Genomic DNA, 16824 nt, shown 5'->3' on the forward strand with positions numbered 1-16824 from the left:
ACCAGTGAGATGGGAAGTACTCACGCAGGCTACCAACCCAAGGGTATTTGTTCCCACCCACGTTGTTAGTGATCCCGTTGCGCCCTATTACCCACGCTCCACCCTGCCCCTCCCCGGATTAGTGGCCAGCGGCGCATCCCACCACGGGTGCAATAGTGATCCTTTTGCTCCCTAAGACAATGGCACGCGTCACCTTAGTGATCAGCGGGATCCCTATCACAGATACCAGCCTGATAATAGGGCATGCATTGATCCCTATTATCAGGCCGTTGCTGCCGCGCGACCGGCATTAGTGATCGTTTGTGACCTTATTATTTCGGCATCCGCATGGTAGTGATCTTTTCGATCACTATCTCAAAAGGGTTCGGCCAATAAGGCGCTTTCGGATCACTAAAATCCTGAAATCCTAAAATTCTATCATTTATCTAACCTGTTGCTCATTCGCTGATGTTGACGCCTTTGCCACAAACTCATGAATCACTTTGTTTAGTCTCCCGTTTTCGTTCAGGGACTCTTGATATTTCTTCTCCAAATGCTGGTGCTTTACGTGTTGGTCGCGCAGCTGCACTTCCAATTGCTGCTCCCTCGCTTCACTCTTTTGTCTGTATTGGTTGAAGTCCAGAAGCAGTTGCTGATTTGTCAGTTCCCGTTCTTGAAGGGTGTCCTGCAACTTTTGCAGTTTTCTACCCTGTTCCGCTTTATATGAATTAAACTCATTCAGAAGTTGGTCGTGCTGACCTTTTCTATGAGATATGTCGTCTTGTGTTTTGCTAATTTCTTCAGAAAGACTTTCGATTTTGTTCTCCAGAAAGGATTTGTCTTTGATGAGTTCTTGAATTGAGGCGTCTTTGTTGAAAATTGCGCGGTGGTCTTCTTGCAGTTTTGATTGAAAGGTTCTTCTGGATTCAAACAGCTCTTGAATTGCCTGTGAGACTTTGGTTTCCACTGAATCAATGGTTTCCATGGTTCCCGCTACTTCAATAATGCCGTTTGAGACACCTTCTGACACACTTTCCTTTTTAATTCTTGCGGGTCTTTCCACGCTCTCGTTCGTCTTTTCCTTTTCTGTACTAGTTTGATTTGACTGCAGCAACTTCATTAATTTCATCGTCATACACCTCGCGACAAAAGCTTATATTTTCAAATCTCCCCTTTAGCCCTGTTGTTTGTACGTAAATGATTGCGGCTTCACTTTCTCTATATTCCGTGCTTCCGCAACACTATATCACCCTACCTCAATCCAATGAATCCCTCCCTGCATAGACAAGCCCATAAAGACAAAGCAAACCCGTCCTGTGTCCCGGACGGGTTGATTATCCTCCAGAGACGAGCAACTGGCTGGCCTAGCAGTTGTTCTGCCGTAGCCCCTGTAGTTTTGCGTCACCATCGTTTCCAATGGGTTGCCTTTTGGTCAATCTTTCACATCGGAGTTGAATTTCCAAGTTGTTCCTTACATTCTATCAAAAACGACAAGATACGACAACCCAGACTTTAGATGACTCATTCGCTGATTTGACACTTCTGCAATACGTTGTACTTTGTACCTCAGCCGAATATAAATGGCTCAGAAGGGAGTTGACTCACATGACAGCCTTGTACGATTCTTCAGCCGATGAAAACAGAGGAGAATACGATTCCTTCATTCCCTTGGATTTTCACCTGAAAGTCCCAAAGTACAGTATGCCTGAGGATACACACGATGAACAAACAGTCTATAAGCTCATACTGGACGAACTCATGCTGGACGGCAGAGCGCGTCAGAATCTTGCTACATTTTGTACGACGTGGGAAAGCAACGAGGTCCGAAAATTGATGGACTTAAGTATTACGAAGAATATGGTGGACAGAGATGAGTATCCTCAAACAGCTGAGATTGAAAGGCGTTGTGTACATATTCTGGCAGACCTATGGAACTCTCCGCAGGCATTAAGTACTATCGGAACATCCACAACCGGCTCAAGTGAAGCGGCCATGTTAAGTGGATTAGCGTTTAAATGGAAATGGCGGCAAAGACAAGACGACAACGGGGATGCAAGCGGACAACCGAATTTAGTGACGGGATCGGTACAGGTATGCTGGCAAAAATTCGCAAAGTATTTCGATGTAGAACTGCGTGAACTGCCAATGGAAGAAGGCCGCTATACGCTTGATCCGGACAAAGTGGCTGCAGCTTGCGATGAAAATACCATTGGCGTAGTGACCACATTGGGATTAACATTTACGGGACACTACGATGACGTCGAATCTGTCAGTAGTGCATTGGACAAATTGCAGGCCGAAACGGGATGGGACATCCCAATTCACGTTGACGCTGCCAGTGGAGGTTTTATAGCCCCTTTTTTACATCCGCAGCTAAAGTGGGATTTTCGGTTGCAAAGGGTGAAATCCATTAACGCCTCAGGACACAAATATGGGTTAGCCCCCCTTGGCGTCGGTTGGGCTGTCTGGCGGGAAGCCGAGGACTTACCCGAAGACCTCGTATTTAACGTCAATTACCTAGGAGGAAGTATGCCGACGTTTGCATTGAATTTTTCAAGACCAGGAGGACAAATCGTTGCCCAATACTACAATTTCCTGCGTCTCGGAAGGCAAGGGTACACCTCGGTTATGAGGGATTTACGGGATATTGCACAATTCATCGCAAAAGCCTTGAATTCCATGAGAGTTTTCAGGGTGATTCACGGCGGCGAAGCAGGCCTCCCTGTCGTAACATGGACTGTAAGCGATGAAATGGAACTCCCATTCACGCTTAGTGACTTGTCCCATGAGTTGCGAAGCAGCGGATGGCAAGTTCCAGCTTATTCCCTGCCTGCGAACCTAGACTGTAAAATTGTAGCTAGAGTGGTTGTACGCTACGGGTTTACGCACGACTTAGCGGCATCCTTTATTGAAGATGTAAGAAACGCTCTCGAATACTTTCAAAACCACTTCCCGGCTTATTCGCTTGACACCAAAGAGGAGCATGGATTCAATCACAACTGAGTCTACTGCTCCTCACGATTGCGCTCGGTGCTGGACTGAGGCGGTTGTCCATCATGTTTGGGCAAGCGACCGCCCCGTTTCAGTGCATCTCGAAGTAAGAACTCAATATGTGCATTGACACTGCGGAACTCATCGTTGGCCCAGCGCTCAATGGCTTTGTATACCTCTGCGTCGAGACGTAACGGGTACTGTTTCTTGCCCATATTTACACTCCTAATATAACGAACCTGTATTAATGACAGGCTGCGTTGCCTTGTCTGAAGTTATAGAAACCATCAAATTGTTCACCATGGTGGCCTTTCGCTCTTCGTCTAACTCTACAACGCCGTCGTCCTCCAGCGTCTTAATAGCCATTTTTACCATGCCGACTGCACCTTCGACAATCATTTCACGTGCCGCTACAACCGCTGCAGCCTGTTGCCGTTGGAGCATTGCCCCGGCAATTTCTGAAGCATAGGCCAGATGGGTCAATCTCGCCTCAATGACCTCCACTCCTGAGACATTTAACCGCTCCTGCAGTTCCCGCTGCAATTCGTCAGCGATATCTGAAGTGTTTTCCCTCAACGAATAGCCCGGTTTTCCGTAAGTATCGTAGGGATACTGACCCGCAACATGACGTATAGCTGACTCACTTTGCACCTCTACAAAATTCTGATAGTCATCTACTTCAAAGAGGGCACCGGCAGTGTTAATGACTTTAAACACAACTACAGCTGCAATTTCGACTGGATTTCCGTCTTTGTCATTCACCTTTAACTTATCACTGTTGAAGTTTCGGACACGCAGGGATACTAAACGTCGACTCGAGAACGGAACTGTAAGCCAAAATCCGCTGTCAAGCAACGTTCCTCTGTAGCCTCCAAAGAATACTACTGCCTTCGCTTGATTAGGCTGGACAACAACCAAACCGGTCAACAATGACACAAGCACAAGGTCAACGATAACGGCGGCCACGTCCGTCCAGGTTGGGGCCATGCGAAACAGGTAGTAACTTACTGCGGCTAATACTAAGAGGAGAAATAAACCAATGAAACCGTTGATTTTTGGGGCTCTCTGTTCTTTAATCACTGTGCATCCTCCCTTTGTGGGTAAAGCCATTTACTGAAGATATGAAAGTGATATCACTATAATATCATAGGAGGGGTATTCTTAACACAATTCATTTGAAAAATGGACGCGCGGTCTCCCGCGCGTCCCTGCCCGGCGTCGACCAAATGCCCTTGCCTGCAAAAAGGAACAGCGCTTCCGCAAACCTCGGGGAGCGCTGCCCACTCTATTCTTTCGTCAATTGGATGTGGCTTCATTTACTTACTGTCTTGCCTGCGTCGCTGCCAGTACAGGACAGAAATGCCTGTCAGCATACTAAGCAGACCCGCAAGGGCCCAATACAAAGACGCAAATCCGGTAACCGGGCTGGTTGCGTCGGGTACCGGCGACGTTGTTGATGGCGCGGGCGACTGGCTCGGTTCCGGGTTTGGGCTATGACTGGGGTTCGGGCTGGGTTGCGGATTAGGGTTTGGATTGGGAGTTGGACTAGGCGCTGGAGACGGACTAACGGTGGTAACGGAGTCGGAGGCAGACCCGCTCACAACTCCCGATTTACTTAACGCCGTCACCTTAACTGCATACGTTGTCCCCGCTTTTTCTCCGATAAAGGTATAGGCAGGCGTCGCGACTGTGACCATTTTTGTCCCGTTAAGATAGACAACATAGGATGTTGCACCTATGACAGGGTTCCAGTGCTCTCTCCATCCGGTTTGGGTCACATTGGCATGTGCCAATCCAGCCGGTGTGCCGAGAACCGTCAAAACTTCTTTTGCCTCTTTGGTTGTGTTGTTTTCGCTGACCGTCGCTGTCAAATTGGCCGTTCCTGAATTGGCAGACGCAGTAAAACTCCCCGAGAATTCCCCTTTGGCGTCAGTGGTGAATGTCTTACCACTGACTGTACCTCCAGTCGACGCGATATGAACCATTTGTCCGGGAATTGGATTACCGAACATATCGGTCACCCGTCCTGTAAAGCTTGTCTTGCTCCCCGGTAAGAGTGTCATGGCTGATGATTGCAGGGTGACTTTACTCACCACACCCGGTTTCACAGTAATCGGGATGATAGTAGTCGTCTTGTAGCCTGAGAGGACTGCTTTAAGGTTCGCCGATCCCGCTTGAGTCGGCGCGACACTGCCACTAAATATACCGCTGGTGTTCGTAGCCGCAGTGGCACTTCCTCCAGCCCCGGACAAGGAGATAGTCACTGCGTCGAATGGCACTCCCGTGGCATCTTTCACCTGTCCTGTGACTTTAATGGGGTTTCCGGCGACGACTGTCGTTGGTGTTGCAGAAGAGACTGCAAAATTTAGCGGAACCTGCCACTGAAGCAACGGGTATTGGCCGTCGACGAGAGACCAAACTCCGCTTGACGCCCACCCGGTAAAAGTCTTCGACAGTTGCATGTCCTTGGTCAGTTCACCTGTAACACCTGGTGTCGTTTTCAGGTTCCCCGCACCCTGTGTCTGACCCGTTGTCTGCTGGTCAAAGAATGAATCCTTGGTCGGGTCAAGACTCGTATTTTGAAAGCCTGTGATGCCGCCAAGATAAGCACCTGTTGCGCCCGTTAGCTTGCCCCTGGCATAGGTGTTGGTCACGCTGCCGCTGCCCTGGACCCCCGCAATACCGCCCACATCTGCGCTGATTCCACCTGTTACACTGTCTGCCGCGAAAGAATTTGTGACGCTGCCGCCCATATACTGGTAGCCAATCAGTCCGCCAGTGTATGATTTTTTACCGCCGGCGACACTGCCAATCGCATAGGAATCCGTGATTGATCCCGATTGCAACCCCGCAAGGCCGCCGTTCTGCGAATAGTCCCCTCCAGTCACAGCTGCAGATGAATGAGAATTCTGAATCGAGCTCCCTTTCATTTGGTATCCAACTAATCCTCCATTGTGACCTCGCGATGCCCCCTTGACAGTCCCGTCAACGTAATCGTCCATGATGCTGCCGCCAGCCTCTGCTCCAACCAATCCGCCAACATTGCTGCCTGACGGCGCTTTCGTTCCATCCACGGCTACATTTAGTGCCAGCTTTTTAATAGTGCCGGTTGATTCGCCAAAGAAGCCTGCGTAGGGAGCCGTTGAGTTAATAGAGACATTGTAAATTAAGTGGTAATTTCCGTTGAATGTACCTGCCAGTTTTGTAACAAAACCAGGCAGTCTTCCTGTTACGCATTCGGTGTATTACTATGGACACAGCAGCCTCTAATAATTGCAGCACCGCACACCGGGAACATGAATCGAGGTTATTTGAATGGCGCACACACCGTACAAGCAGATTGGAATTGCAGCAAAGGATGCTCCTGTGACTGAGGGGGTTAAATATGCGGGATCGAAACTGAAACTTATACCGCAGATCCTTAGGCTTGTTGAAACCGTTGATGCCCATACAATTCTCGATGGCTTTTCAGGTACAACCAGGGTCTCTCAGGCCCTTGCAAAGCAGGGGTACCACGTTGTCAGTAACGATATTTCCGTGTGGTCGGAGACGTTCGCCACGTGCTATCTTCTCAACCAACGACCCGCGGCATATTATCGGGATCTCATCAATCACCTGAACTCGGTGCGTCCAACCGCGGGCTGGTTCACCGAACACTACGGAGGGCTCGAGAACAATGGCTGTGCGGTGCAAGCAGACGGCTTAAAGAAACCCTGGCAGGTCCACAATACCCAAAAGCTTGACGCAATCAGACAGGAAATTGAAGAACTGAAGTTGCCTAAAATCGAAAAAGCAGTTGTGCTGACAAGTCTGGTCCTCGCGCTAGATCAGGTTGACAACACCTTAGGCCATTTCTCCTCCTACCTGAAGCAGTGGTCTCCGCGATCGTATAAGGAACTTCTCTTGAAACCGCCCATGCTGTTTGAAAACACGGTTGTGCACAATGTCTACCGCCGCAACATCTTTGATATCTTGCCGAATCTATCCGTTGATCTCGCCTACTTTGATCCGCCATACGGCTCGAACAATGAAAAAATGCCACCCTCCAGAGTTCGATACGCGTCCTACTACCATTTGTGGACAAGTGTGTGTTTATTCGATAAATGTGACCTGTTTGGCAAAGCCAAACGTCGAGTCGACACATCCGATACAATTTCATCGTCTGAGTTTGAAGATTTTAGACGTAATGATGCTGGTCGATTCATAGCAGTACAAGCCATTGAAAACCTGATTAAATCAACCCAAGCAAAATGGATTATCCTCTCGTACAGTTCAGGCGGCAGAGCCACATCGGAGGAGCTCAATGAAGTTCTGCAAAGCAGCGGCCGCATACTCCAAGTTGTTGAAATCAATTACAAGAAAAACGTGATGGCAGGTATGAAGTGGACAAACGACTGGATTCGAGACGCACAAGAGGAAAATCGAGAGTTTCTGTTTCTTTTGGAGAAGGCTTAGCGAAGCCAGCACAGCCAGCAAAGCTTGAGGCATATTCCGAAAAGGGTGCACTCTACTCCACATGGGTAGAGTAGAGTGCAATTGTGTAAATTGACGATGATAACTTGACGGCACACCTTCATCGAATCATCAACGTACCTTGACCGGGGCCTAGTTGTTTTTTGTCCCGGTTGTACTGGCGTTTCGCGACGGTCCGGGTCCTGGCCAGAAGGACCAGCGGCCGAGAATGGATGTAATGGAAGGTACCAGAAAGGGGCGCACGATAAACGTGTCTATCAATACCCCGAGAGCAGCTACCGTACCAAATTGAACCAAGATTTGGAGTGGTAGACTTGCCAGCACAGCAAAGGTACCCGCCAAAATTAAACCTGCTGACGTAATGACACCGCTGGTTTTACTGACCCCTTCCGAGATTGCAGTAGGCAAGTCAGTCGTCTTCGACAATTGCCAGATTCGTGACACCATAAAGATGTTATAGTCCTCACCCAATGCGACGAGAAAAACAAACGAGTACAGAGGTATTGCCCCGGCAATCGCAGAGACACCGGCTATATAGTGAAGCAGTACCCAACCGAGTCCAAGCGCAGAGTAGTAGGAAAGAAGGACTGTGCCCATCAGGTATACCATGGCCGTTACAGATCGGAGATACACAAGCAGCAGCAAGGCGATAACAATAATCACGATGGGAATGACTGTCTTTGTATCTTGATTGGTATACTGCAGCGAATCGTACTCTGTTGCCGTTTCCCCCGCAATCTGCACCTTGGAAGCACTAAGACTTTCACCGCTTGCCTTAAGCCCAGCTTCCGCGGCTGACTTGATTGCCGGAATGTCGTTGGCCGATTGTCTAGAATACGGGTCTTGCTTCAACGTAACATTAATCAATTTAACTTCTGGAACAACTGTACTTGCTTTGGGCTTCGACGCAGACTCAACAAAAGGCAGTTTTGCCAGTCGAGATTGTACGGTTGTACCTGATTTCGACGTTTTGACAATCACTTGTACCGGAGCAAGAGTTCCTTTCGAAAAGTGGCTTGACAGAAGCTGAAACCCTTGCCGTGAGGGCATATCTTTTGGAAAAGACGACAGCAGATTATAAGTGGGTTTAATTTGTCCCGCAAATCCAGCCAAAACCCCAAGCGCTATCACTGTAACAATAACAACGGACCAAGGCCGTTTCGTGACAATGCGACCGTTCCATCTAGCCTGCCTGCCGCCGTTTCTGTTGGCACGACGCGGTTTTTTGCGCTGTTCTTCCATTTCAGTTGTTCTTGGAATAAACGGAAAGAATGAAGCTCTGCCAAATATCGCAAGCAGGGCCGGTACCAACGTGACGCCAACCAGACCCATAATCAAAATGGCAGCAGTAAACGGAATTGCGAATCGATGATCTGAACCGTATTTCGCAAACAGCAGCGTCAGCAACGAGACTGCGACAGTAAGGCCGCTCATAGCAATAGCTCCAGCCGCACCTCCCACTGCATGACGCATAGCCTTGTACTTGTCTCGTTCAAGCATAAGTTGTTCTCGGTACCGCGACACAAGAAACAGACAATAGTCCGTACCTGCACCAAACAGTAGAACTGTCATAATGGAAACACTCTGTGCGTCTACTGTAATCATTCCCGATTTCGCCAAGGCACCTAGCAATGGGCTGATAACTCCATACGCAAACCCAACACTGACCAGAGGAACCAATGCAAGAATTGGACTTCGATACAACAAAATCAGCAGCACAAGAACCAGCAACCCTGTTGAAGCCAGGAGTGTAAAGTCTGCATTCTTAAAAAGCCCCTGTGCATCTACCGCAATGCCTACCGGTCCAGTGATGCGAACGTGCAAGCCGCTGGCAGTGAGTTTAGAAGACAATACAGCCGATCCCGCTGAAGTCTTAATCTGCTCCTTCAGCTTCTTCACAGACTTTTCTAAAACGGTAGTCCCTGCTCCTGACTTGAAGGAGACCGGCATCACCAAGGTCGTTCCGTCTTTCGATTCAAAACCCTTCAAAGCCTGTATTGGCATTTTGTTGAGGGGCACCACCGACTTCTGTGCATCAAGAGGTGTTTGTTCCAGACTTGCCGTGACACTTTGAATAGACTTCAGTTCCGTGTTGGTCAATCCGTTCTTGTTATACCAGACCACAAGTGCAGGCTGACCTGAATTGTCCGGAAATGCCTTCTTCATCTCTTTCATTGCTTGAACACTCTGTGCCTCGTTTGGCAGCACCGCCGCATTATTGTTTTCTTGCTTGTTGACGGAAGGAAAGACAACTGTCATTAGAGCGACCAAAATGACCCAAACAGCCAACGTGATCCACTTAGACCGACGACCGGCAACAACTCTTCCCCATTTCTCAAAGAATGATGACTGATGCATATTAAACTCCTTTCAGTGAGAGCAATATGAACTTCATTGATTGCAGTCCAACACGTAGCCCCAAAACTGATTTAACTAGCGCGTATAGTCGAAGTTGACTACAATGATTTATATCGACATATTAATTTAACCGACACGTATAGTCAAGTTCGATTAAAAGGTTACATATATTTGGTTTGCTGTTAGTTAGTGTTCCTACTATAGTCCCCCCGCTCGGGCACGTCGCTACTTGCCTTTATGCGTGGAGTCGGGAAGCAAAACAACCTTTCCTAGTTTCCCTGATTTCTTAAAGTACGTTTGAGCTTCCTTTGCTTTTTGTAAAGGGAAAGTACAATCAATTACCGGTTTAATTTTTCCTTCAGAGACAGCATGAAGCATACGTCCAAACTCTTCCCTTGTACCCAACACAGATCCATACATAGTGATATGCTTTAAGTACACCGTCCTAAAATCAAGTTTTGTCTTCTGACCTCCAGCAGATCCGGAAATACAGAACTTTCCACCTTTCTTCAGTACCTGAAGGGACATTGAGAACAGAGCATCTCCTACTACATCTAACACTGAGTCAATTGGACCTCCATTTACTTCCAATATTTGCTCAGCAAGGTTTTTGGATTGATAAGACAACACATGGGCGGCTCCCAGTTCTTTCATTCTTGCTTCCAAATTTAAATCGCCTACCATTAAGTCACCCACAATGGCAATCACCTTAGCTCCAAACACTCTCGATGCAATCTGTACATTTAGGGATCCAACACCCCCATTTGCCCCAGTTACCATGACTGTTTCCCCAGGTTTAGCCTGAATTTGTTCTACCATGTGCCATGCTGTCAAACCGCTGACACTAAAAACAGCACTTTTTGTGTAATTGGAAAGCGGCATTTTAAAACAAAGCTGAGCCGGCCATACTACATACTCCGCATACCCTCCATCATATTCTGATCCTATGAAAGACATGTCTTCCGAAATATGTTCGAACCCATTTTCCCCACTTGATGTAAACGGGAAAACGACAACATCTGTCCCCAGCATCGATTCATCAACAAAATTTCCTATTTTTACGACGCGTCCTGCTATATCCGATCCGGGTGTGCGGGGAAATTGCACTCCTTCTGGTCTCCATCCGGACTTTGAATCGGTGCCATAAGCCCCTTCCCTCATCCAAATTTCTGTATTGTTAATTGCACAGGCTTTTACTTTAATCAGCACTTCATTTTCCTTGGGTTCTGGAATAGCTTCTGTAACAATTTGCAACTTGTCTACACCACCGTAACCCATTACTTTGACAGCTATCATTGGTTTTCACCTCATCTTCACTATTCTCAAACACATCATTGCATATAAATCGTCGGCTGCCTCGTGCTGCTTACCTGCAGTTGGGGGTGCTTGGCTAGTGGGCTACCGGGCTACTGGGCTACCGGCCGCCAATAGGGATCCCTTCGATCCCTAAAGCATTAGCATGCGTGACTTAGTGATCCCGCTGATCCCTATCACAGATACGACCTCATTCATAAGGATCCGATTGATCACTATTATCCGGCTGTTGATACCCTCTACCCATTTAGTGATCGTTTCGGACCTTATCATTTCGAGCCTCCACCTGTTAGTGATCTCTGCGATCACTATCGCTCCCCACCCCAGCCAATAGGGAGCTTTCGGATCACTAAGTGGGGCTGGGGCTGACCCCCCAACCCCAGACCCAGACCTAGCCTTGGCCCGAACCACCACTGCCATACTGGATGTAACCTTGGAGCCGTGCAAGGCCACGGCGTGGCGCCGGGCTACCGGGCTACCGGGCTACCGGCCGCCAATAGGGATCCCTTCGATCCCTAAAGCAGTAGCATGCGTGACTTAGTGATCCCGCTGATCCCTATCACAGATACCACCTTACTCATAGGGATCCGATTGATCACTATTATCCGGCTGTTGATACCCCTCGACCTACATTAGTGATCGTTTCGGACCTTATCATTTCGAGCCTCCACCTGTTAGTGATCTCTGCAATCCCTATCGCTCCCCACCCCAGCCAAATAGGGAGCTTTCGGATCACTAAGTGGGGCTGAGGCTGACCCCCCAACCCCAACCCCAGACCCAGACCTAGCCTTGGACCCAAACGAACCGTAGCAATGCTCTCTCTTACACCTTTGACCCAGGTCTGCCTTGTCGACGGCCCGCAGCTTGACGATTTCTACCTCGTCTCGCCTGGCCCGTTTGCTCTGTCTGCCGCCTAGACTGGCTCCTCCCAGCTTGTGCCTTAAAACCGTGTCGTTGCTTCGGTTCCGACCTTGACTCCAATTTGGACTTTTGCCTTGAATCCAACTTTTCCTCGAAATTTGCCGTCGACTTTGGACCCGACTGTACCTTTGCATTTAACGTTGGCTTTTGCTTTGCCTTTGACTCTTCCCTTACCTTCGACGTTGGCTTTTGCTTTGCCTTCCACATCGGCTTTGGCTTCCTTGTCGCACTATCCCGCATACCTCTGCTGTCCGGTTTCTTACTTACGCGTCTCGAAGTTCCTGATTTAGAAGACGCTCTATTTGAAGTCTCACTTTCAGGTCCCTGCTTTTCGATTGTCTGTCGCAGACCTCTTTCAATAGACGCCAGCCCAGGGCCGTCGGAAGGTGCAGCCAAAGTGATAGCCAGTCCAGTGTCTCCGGCCCGGCCCGTTCGACCAATTCGATGAATGTAACTCTCTGCATCAGGTGGCATGTCATAGTTGAATACGTGCGTGATCCCGTCGACATCAAGCCCCCTCGCTGCCACATCCGTTGCCACTAGCAGTTGAGTTTTTGCACTCCTGAACTTTCTGATGACGCGCTCCCGAACATTTTGAGAGAGATCCCCATGAATTTCCTCAGCTTCATATCCCTGTTTCTGTAGAAATTCACAGAGTGCCTTGACCCGGCGCTTTGTTCTGCAGAAAATAATCGCTAAATAAGGTCTTTCCTCATCAAGCAAACGCTGAAGTGTGCTTTGCTTGTTGCTTTCAGTGGATTTAACAACTCGTTGTCTCACTGTCTCGATTGCAACTTGATTCCCTTTGACGTTGATGTCTGCGGGTTTCGTTAAATAACGTTTTGCGAGCAAGCGGATTTGCTGTGGCAGTGTGGCAGAGAAGAGCATGGTTTGCCGAGACCGTCGCGTTTGCTGAATAATGGCTTCTACTTCTTCAAGAAAGCCCATTTGAAGCATTTGATCCGCTTCATCTAGGACAAGCATTGACACCTTTGATAAATCAAGTGTCTCTCGGCGCACATGGTCCAAAATCCTGCCTGGCGTTCCAATTGCAATGTGCACGGACCGTCTCAATTTTCTTGCTTGTTGTTCCACTGCCTGCCCGCCGTATACTGCTAAAACATGTATCGTCTCAAGCTCTTTAGCAAGTTTCTTCGTTTCCGTTGCAACCTGAATAGCCAGTTCTCGAGTAGGTGTGATCACCAATGCCTGAGTTACAGCATTGCCTGGATCTACTTTTTGAAGAATGGGCAATACAAAAGCAAGCGTCTTACCAGTACCTGTCTGCGCCTGTGCAATAACGTCTTGTCCCGATAGCACAACAGGTATCACCTGTTCTTGAATCGGAGTCGGATCAGTAATCCGCTGCGCAGTTAACGCAGCAACGACTTCTGCCGGGAGTTTATATTTTGAGAAACCTGACAACTAAACACCTCATCATTGAGCTTTCAGTGCTCTATTTGTTAACGACTTGTTAACCACGCTCACTGTAAACCGTTCAATTTGTACTCTAATTGCATTCCTGAACTATAGCATAATAAAGAGACTTATGATTTCAAAGTTTCGCTTGAACCTCGTTTCCCAAGCCCTTGCCGCCTTATCCCCCGCCGTAGCGGCCGTCATACGCCCAAAAACGTCACCTATTTATGGTACGGTTCCCCTCGTGCGATGCGAATTCCCCGGTAAATCTGTTCCATCAAGACTACGCGAGCCAACTGGTGCGGCAAAGTGACAGGCCCAAAACTCCAGCGAAAGTCCGCCCGGCTAAGTAGAGCGTGGCTTAAGCCGTAAGAGCCGCCGATGAGAAAGACAAGTCGGCTAAATCCTTTCCCGATGAGACGAGTGTACTCCTGGCTCCACTCGACGGACGAAAGGGATGAACCAGAAACATCCAATGCAACGATACCGTCTCTGTCACGGATGTATTTTGTGATTCTTTCCCCTTCAGTGTCCTGGATGGCTTGTTGCACTTTGACGGAGGCGTTATCCGGGGCTGGCTCATCAGCTACTTCTTGAATTTTTAACTTCACATACCCTGAGAGACGCTTCTCGTATTCAGAAACCGCGTCCTTCCAGTATCTTTCCTTCAATTTGCCTACGCAGATAATCTGAATTTGCACTTGCTGCTCCCCTAACAACGGTCTGTTCAAAACCACAGGTATATCGCGCGAAAAACAAATCGCTTTCTGCATTTTTCGGTCATCGAATTCTGCGCCTGTCCGAAAAATTAACGAAAAGATGAAAAATAAGCGGAAAGCTTTAGTAGTGTCGCGCTGTTTTTACCTTGGTAATACCGTTATTGTAGCAAACAGCTCCATGTGAAGAAAAAGATGCCGACAAAAGACGATTCAAAGGAGGCCTGGCCTTATAAAAGAGGGCCTTTAAAAAGGCCCCAAACAGTCCGCCACGGTGTGACTTGTAAATCCCATTGGCATTGGTTACTTAATAAGGTTTACCGTACTCGTATTCCGTTGAACTTCCCTACTCCCCGAAGAGGCTGGGAATTGAAGAAAAGGAATCAGGAGCAGTCGATTGTGCCGAGTGATGTGTTGTGTTTGGCGACTCCATTCTTCCGAGTTTTACTTTTAAGATAAATGGCTTGGTTCCGCGATAGACCTTAAGCTCTATGGTTTGTCCCGGTTTTGATTGAAACAAGTAGGTGCGAAGGTCAGCCATAGTTTTTACAGTCTTGCCGTTGTAGCCTACAATCACATCTTGAGCTTTCAGTCCGCCTGCTTTTGTTTCGCTGGACAAGACGGATCGAACCCAAACTCCGTAGTCAACGGGAACATCGGGCCACCATTCTTCTGGAATTGTGGTGAGTGAGATTCCCTCAATGCCGATTGAGGGATGAGCTGCATGACCTGTGCGCATTATCTGGCCAGCTATATTTTGAACTTCATTGGATGGAATAGCGAATCCCATTCCTTCCACAGTTGGGTCAACAATTTTACTACTGTTGATACCGATGATTTCTCCATTAATGTTCAGCAATGGCCCGCCGCTGTTACCTGGATTGATTGCCGCATCCGTTTGAATGACGGTCTGATAATCGAGCACATTGTGCTGCGGATCATTGGGTTGCTCGACCGGCATCACTCGGCCCCGTGCACTGACGATACCTGAAGTAACGGAATCCTCAAAGTCCAAGCCCATTGGCGATCCAATTGCTATGGCAGGTTCACCGACTTGAAGCTTGTCTGAATTTGCAAATACTACGGGGGAAACGCCCTTGACGTCCTTCTCTGGTACCTTGATAACGGCTAAATCAGTGTATGGGTCTGTTCCGACCACAGTGGCAGTGACGTGCTTTCCCTTTTTCAACACCACTTCAACTTTGGCCGCACCTTGAACCACGTGATTGTTTGTTACAAAAAAACCGTGCTTCTTGTCTTTGCTTATCAAGACACCAGAGCCTACGTCGTTCGCTTGCAATTTCGATTGTTGAGTGAAAAAGTCACTGACCCGTTTATAATTGACAATTCCGACGACCGCTGGCTCCACTTTCTTAACGGCTCGGATAATCCCGCTGTGCACCGACATATCCGCAGAAGTGGGAACCTCCCCGGATGGTACCTTCCCAAGTGGTACTTTTCCAAATGGTACTTTCCCGAGTTGTACTTTTTCAGCTGTAGAATACATAGTGGAAGTCTCAAGTGAATGCCGTCCTTGCACGTTTGGATAGGCAACTATAGCAAGCCCTGCACCCGCCAATGCAGACACTGCCGCAACGCTGGTCCAACGCAGAACTTTGATTGACGCAGCGTGTTTCCTCTTAATGTGTTTATTCGTGTTGTAGTAGCCCATGCACGTTTCCCCCTTCTTCATCCTAGCCATGCACAAACTCAGTTTGTCCTGAGTATGTGCCAACTATTCCAAAGAAAGGGTCACTGAAGGCCTGCTGAAAACGCACTGAGAACCTTGTGCAGGCGGACTGCTTCGGCTCTACTGACTGACTACTGACTACGTGGTACGAACGGTGAGACGGCTCGACACAGGGGTGTAGGCTCATGTCTGCTGGTATGATGCAAGCGCGTCTGGTCTTTGTAATGCGGTTTAATCTCATGAAGCAAAGACTCAACGGTCAACTCGGCCAAATCTCTTTGATTATTTTCTTCACTCAGGTGAGCCAGGTATACGGAGACTTCGTCTGTTCCTAATAGGTCTGCGAGGGCTAGTGTTGCGTCGTGGTTTGACAAGTGGCCTTTATCACTGAGTATTCTTCTCTTGACACTCCACGGATAACGGCCTGCTCGAAGCATGTCCACATCGTGATTTGTCTCTAATATGTATGTATGGCATCCTGTTAAGACAGATTTGATGGTGTCACTCATATATCCTAGGTCGGTGACGACGGCCAACGACTCACCGTTGCTGTCAAAGCGAAATGCAACGGGTTCTTCTGCGTCGTGAGAAACGGCGAAGGTTGTTACGGTAATATCTCCTATGGTAAGGGTGTCCTTATCCTGAACTCGGTGCCAGCGATTTATGTCAAAGCTTTCTGGATTCACTTTTGTACCGGACCCGGACCAGGTCCCCTCCGTAGCATATACGGGTGCTGTGGAATGTTTGATGACCTGTGAGAGTCCGCGAACGTGATCGATATGTTCATGAGTCAGCAATATAGCATCTATTTCATCTAACGGACTAGCGCCCACAGTTTCCAGACGGGTTCGAATTTGTTTACCGCTGATGCCTGCGTCTAATAGGATTTTCGTCGATTCAGTTTGCAGATAAAGTGAGTTTCCAGAGCTTCCGCTTGCCAAGACACTAAACTCTAACACGCGA

12 protein-coding genes and 1 riboswitch are annotated in these 16824 nt (G+C 48.3%); of the genes, 2 read left to right on the forward strand and 10 right to left on the reverse strand.

Going from position 1 to position 16824, the window contains the following annotated elements:
* Positions 1 to 421: 421 nt before the first annotated feature.
* On the reverse strand, positions 422 to 1108 hold the full coding sequence (locus GI364_RS24080; RefSeq protein WP_198851679.1) for a hypothetical protein: 687 nt from the start codon (positions 1106 to 1108) through the stop codon (positions 422 to 424).
* A gap of 218 nt (positions 1109 to 1326) precedes the next feature.
* Positions 1327 to 1415: riboswitch (cyclic di-GMP riboswitch) on the reverse strand.
* Between the two features lie 169 nt (positions 1416 to 1584).
* Here GI364_RS24080 and GI364_RS24085 point away from each other — a divergent pair.
* A complete protein-coding gene (locus tag GI364_RS24085; protein WP_198851680.1) occupies positions 1585 to 2982 on the forward strand; it encodes a glutamate decarboxylase in 1398 nt (465 codons plus the stop codon).
* 2 nt (positions 2983 to 2984) lie between these two features.
* On the opposite strand, the gene GI364_RS24090 is transcribed toward GI364_RS24085, so the two are convergent.
* From GI364_RS24090 to GI364_RS25260, 3 genes are all read right to left on the reverse strand, one after another.
* Positions 2985 to 3185 carry a type II toxin-antitoxin system antitoxin gene (locus GI364_RS24090; RefSeq protein ID WP_198851681.1) on the reverse strand — a complete coding sequence of 67 codons (201 nt, stop codon included), beginning with the start codon at positions 3183 to 3185 and terminating at the stop codon, positions 2985 to 2987.
* A gap of 10 nt (positions 3186 to 3195) precedes the next feature.
* The gene (locus tag GI364_RS24095; RefSeq protein ID WP_198854196.1) at positions 3196 to 4047 is read right to left on the reverse strand and encodes an SPFH domain-containing protein; all 852 of its coding nucleotides are present in this window, start codon (positions 4045 to 4047) and stop codon (positions 3196 to 3198) included.
* Between the two features lie 239 nt (positions 4048 to 4286).
* Positions 4287 to 6044: an Ig-like domain-containing protein gene (locus GI364_RS25260; RefSeq protein ID WP_198851682.1), complete on the reverse strand. Its 1758-nt coding sequence runs from the start codon at positions 6042 to 6044 to the stop codon at positions 4287 to 4289.
* 241 nt (positions 6045 to 6285) lie between these two features.
* On the opposite strand from GI364_RS25260, the gene GI364_RS24105 reads away from it, so the two are divergent.
* Positions 6286 to 7425 (forward strand): DNA adenine methylase, encoded by a 1140-nt coding sequence (locus tag GI364_RS24105; RefSeq protein WP_198851683.1) that lies wholly within the window; start codon positions 6286 to 6288, stop codon positions 7423 to 7425.
* A gap of 150 nt (positions 7426 to 7575) precedes the next feature.
* Here GI364_RS24105 and GI364_RS24110 read toward each other — a convergent pair whose 3' ends face one another.
* The 6 genes from GI364_RS24110 to GI364_RS24135 all read right to left on the reverse strand — a co-directional run bounded on the left by GI364_RS24110 (position 7576) and on the right by GI364_RS24135 (position 16820).
* Positions 7576 to 9801, reverse strand: coding sequence for an MMPL family transporter (locus GI364_RS24110; protein WP_198851684.1), 2226 nt, complete (start codon positions 9799 to 9801; stop codon positions 7576 to 7578).
* A gap of 225 nt (positions 9802 to 10026) precedes the next feature.
* Positions 10027 to 11097 carry a zinc-binding dehydrogenase gene (locus GI364_RS24115; RefSeq protein WP_198851685.1) on the reverse strand — a complete coding sequence of 357 codons (1071 nt, stop codon included), beginning with the start codon at positions 11095 to 11097 and terminating at the stop codon, positions 10027 to 10029.
* Between the two features lie 840 nt (positions 11098 to 11937).
* A complete protein-coding gene (locus tag GI364_RS24120; RefSeq protein WP_198851686.1) occupies positions 11938 to 13461 on the reverse strand; it encodes a DEAD/DEAH box helicase in 1524 nt (507 codons plus the stop codon).
* 215 nt (positions 13462 to 13676) lie between these two features.
* Complete coding sequence (rlmH, locus tag GI364_RS24125; RefSeq protein ID WP_198851687.1) at positions 13677 to 14156, reverse strand: 23S rRNA (pseudouridine(1915)-N(3))-methyltransferase RlmH; 480 nt, start codon at positions 14154 to 14156, stop codon at positions 13677 to 13679.
* A 361-nt stretch (positions 14157 to 14517) separates the two neighbouring features.
* Positions 14518 to 15843, reverse strand: a complete 1326-nt coding sequence (locus GI364_RS24130; RefSeq protein WP_198851688.1) for a S1C family serine protease — start codon at positions 15841 to 15843, stop codon at positions 14518 to 14520.
* Positions 15844 to 15992: 149 nt separating this feature from the next.
* Positions 15993 to 16820, reverse strand: coding sequence for an MBL fold metallo-hydrolase (locus tag GI364_RS24135; RefSeq protein WP_198851689.1), 828 nt, complete (start codon positions 16818 to 16820; stop codon positions 15993 to 15995).
* Positions 16821 to 16824 lie beyond the last annotated feature (4 nt).

It is taken from the genome of Alicyclobacillus sp. SO9 (genome assembly GCF_016406125.1).
In the GTDB taxonomy this organism is placed as follows: Bacteria; Bacillota; Bacilli; order Alicyclobacillales; family Alicyclobacillaceae; genus SO9.

Excerpts from the sequence above, each read along its gene's own strand:
- GI364_RS24130 (WP_198851688.1), bottom strand. The coding sequence starts at position 15,843 with ATGGGCTACTACAACACGAATAAACACATTAAGAGGAAACACGCTGCG.
- GI364_RS24115 (WP_198851685.1), bottom strand. The coding sequence starts at position 11,097 with ATGATAGCTGTCAAAGTAATGGGTTACGGTGGTGTAGACAAGTTGCAA.
- GI364_RS24090 (WP_198851681.1), bottom strand. The coding sequence starts at position 3,185 with ATGGGCAAGAAACAGTACCCGTTACGTCTCGACGCAGAGGTATACAAA.
- GI364_RS24080 (WP_198851679.1), bottom strand. The coding sequence starts at position 1,108 with ATGAAATTAATGAAGTTGCTGCAGTCAAATCAAACTAGTACAGAAAAG.
- GI364_RS24110 (WP_198851684.1), bottom strand. The coding sequence starts at position 9,801 with ATGCATCAGTCATCATTCTTTGAGAAATGGGGAAGAGTTGTTGCCGGT.
- GI364_RS24105 (WP_198851683.1), top strand. The coding sequence starts at position 6,286 with ATGGCGCACACACCGTACAAGCAGATTGGAATTGCAGCAAAGGATGCT.
- GI364_RS24085 (WP_198851680.1), top strand. The coding sequence starts at position 1,585 with ATGACAGCCTTGTACGATTCTTCAGCCGATGAAAACAGAGGAGAATAC.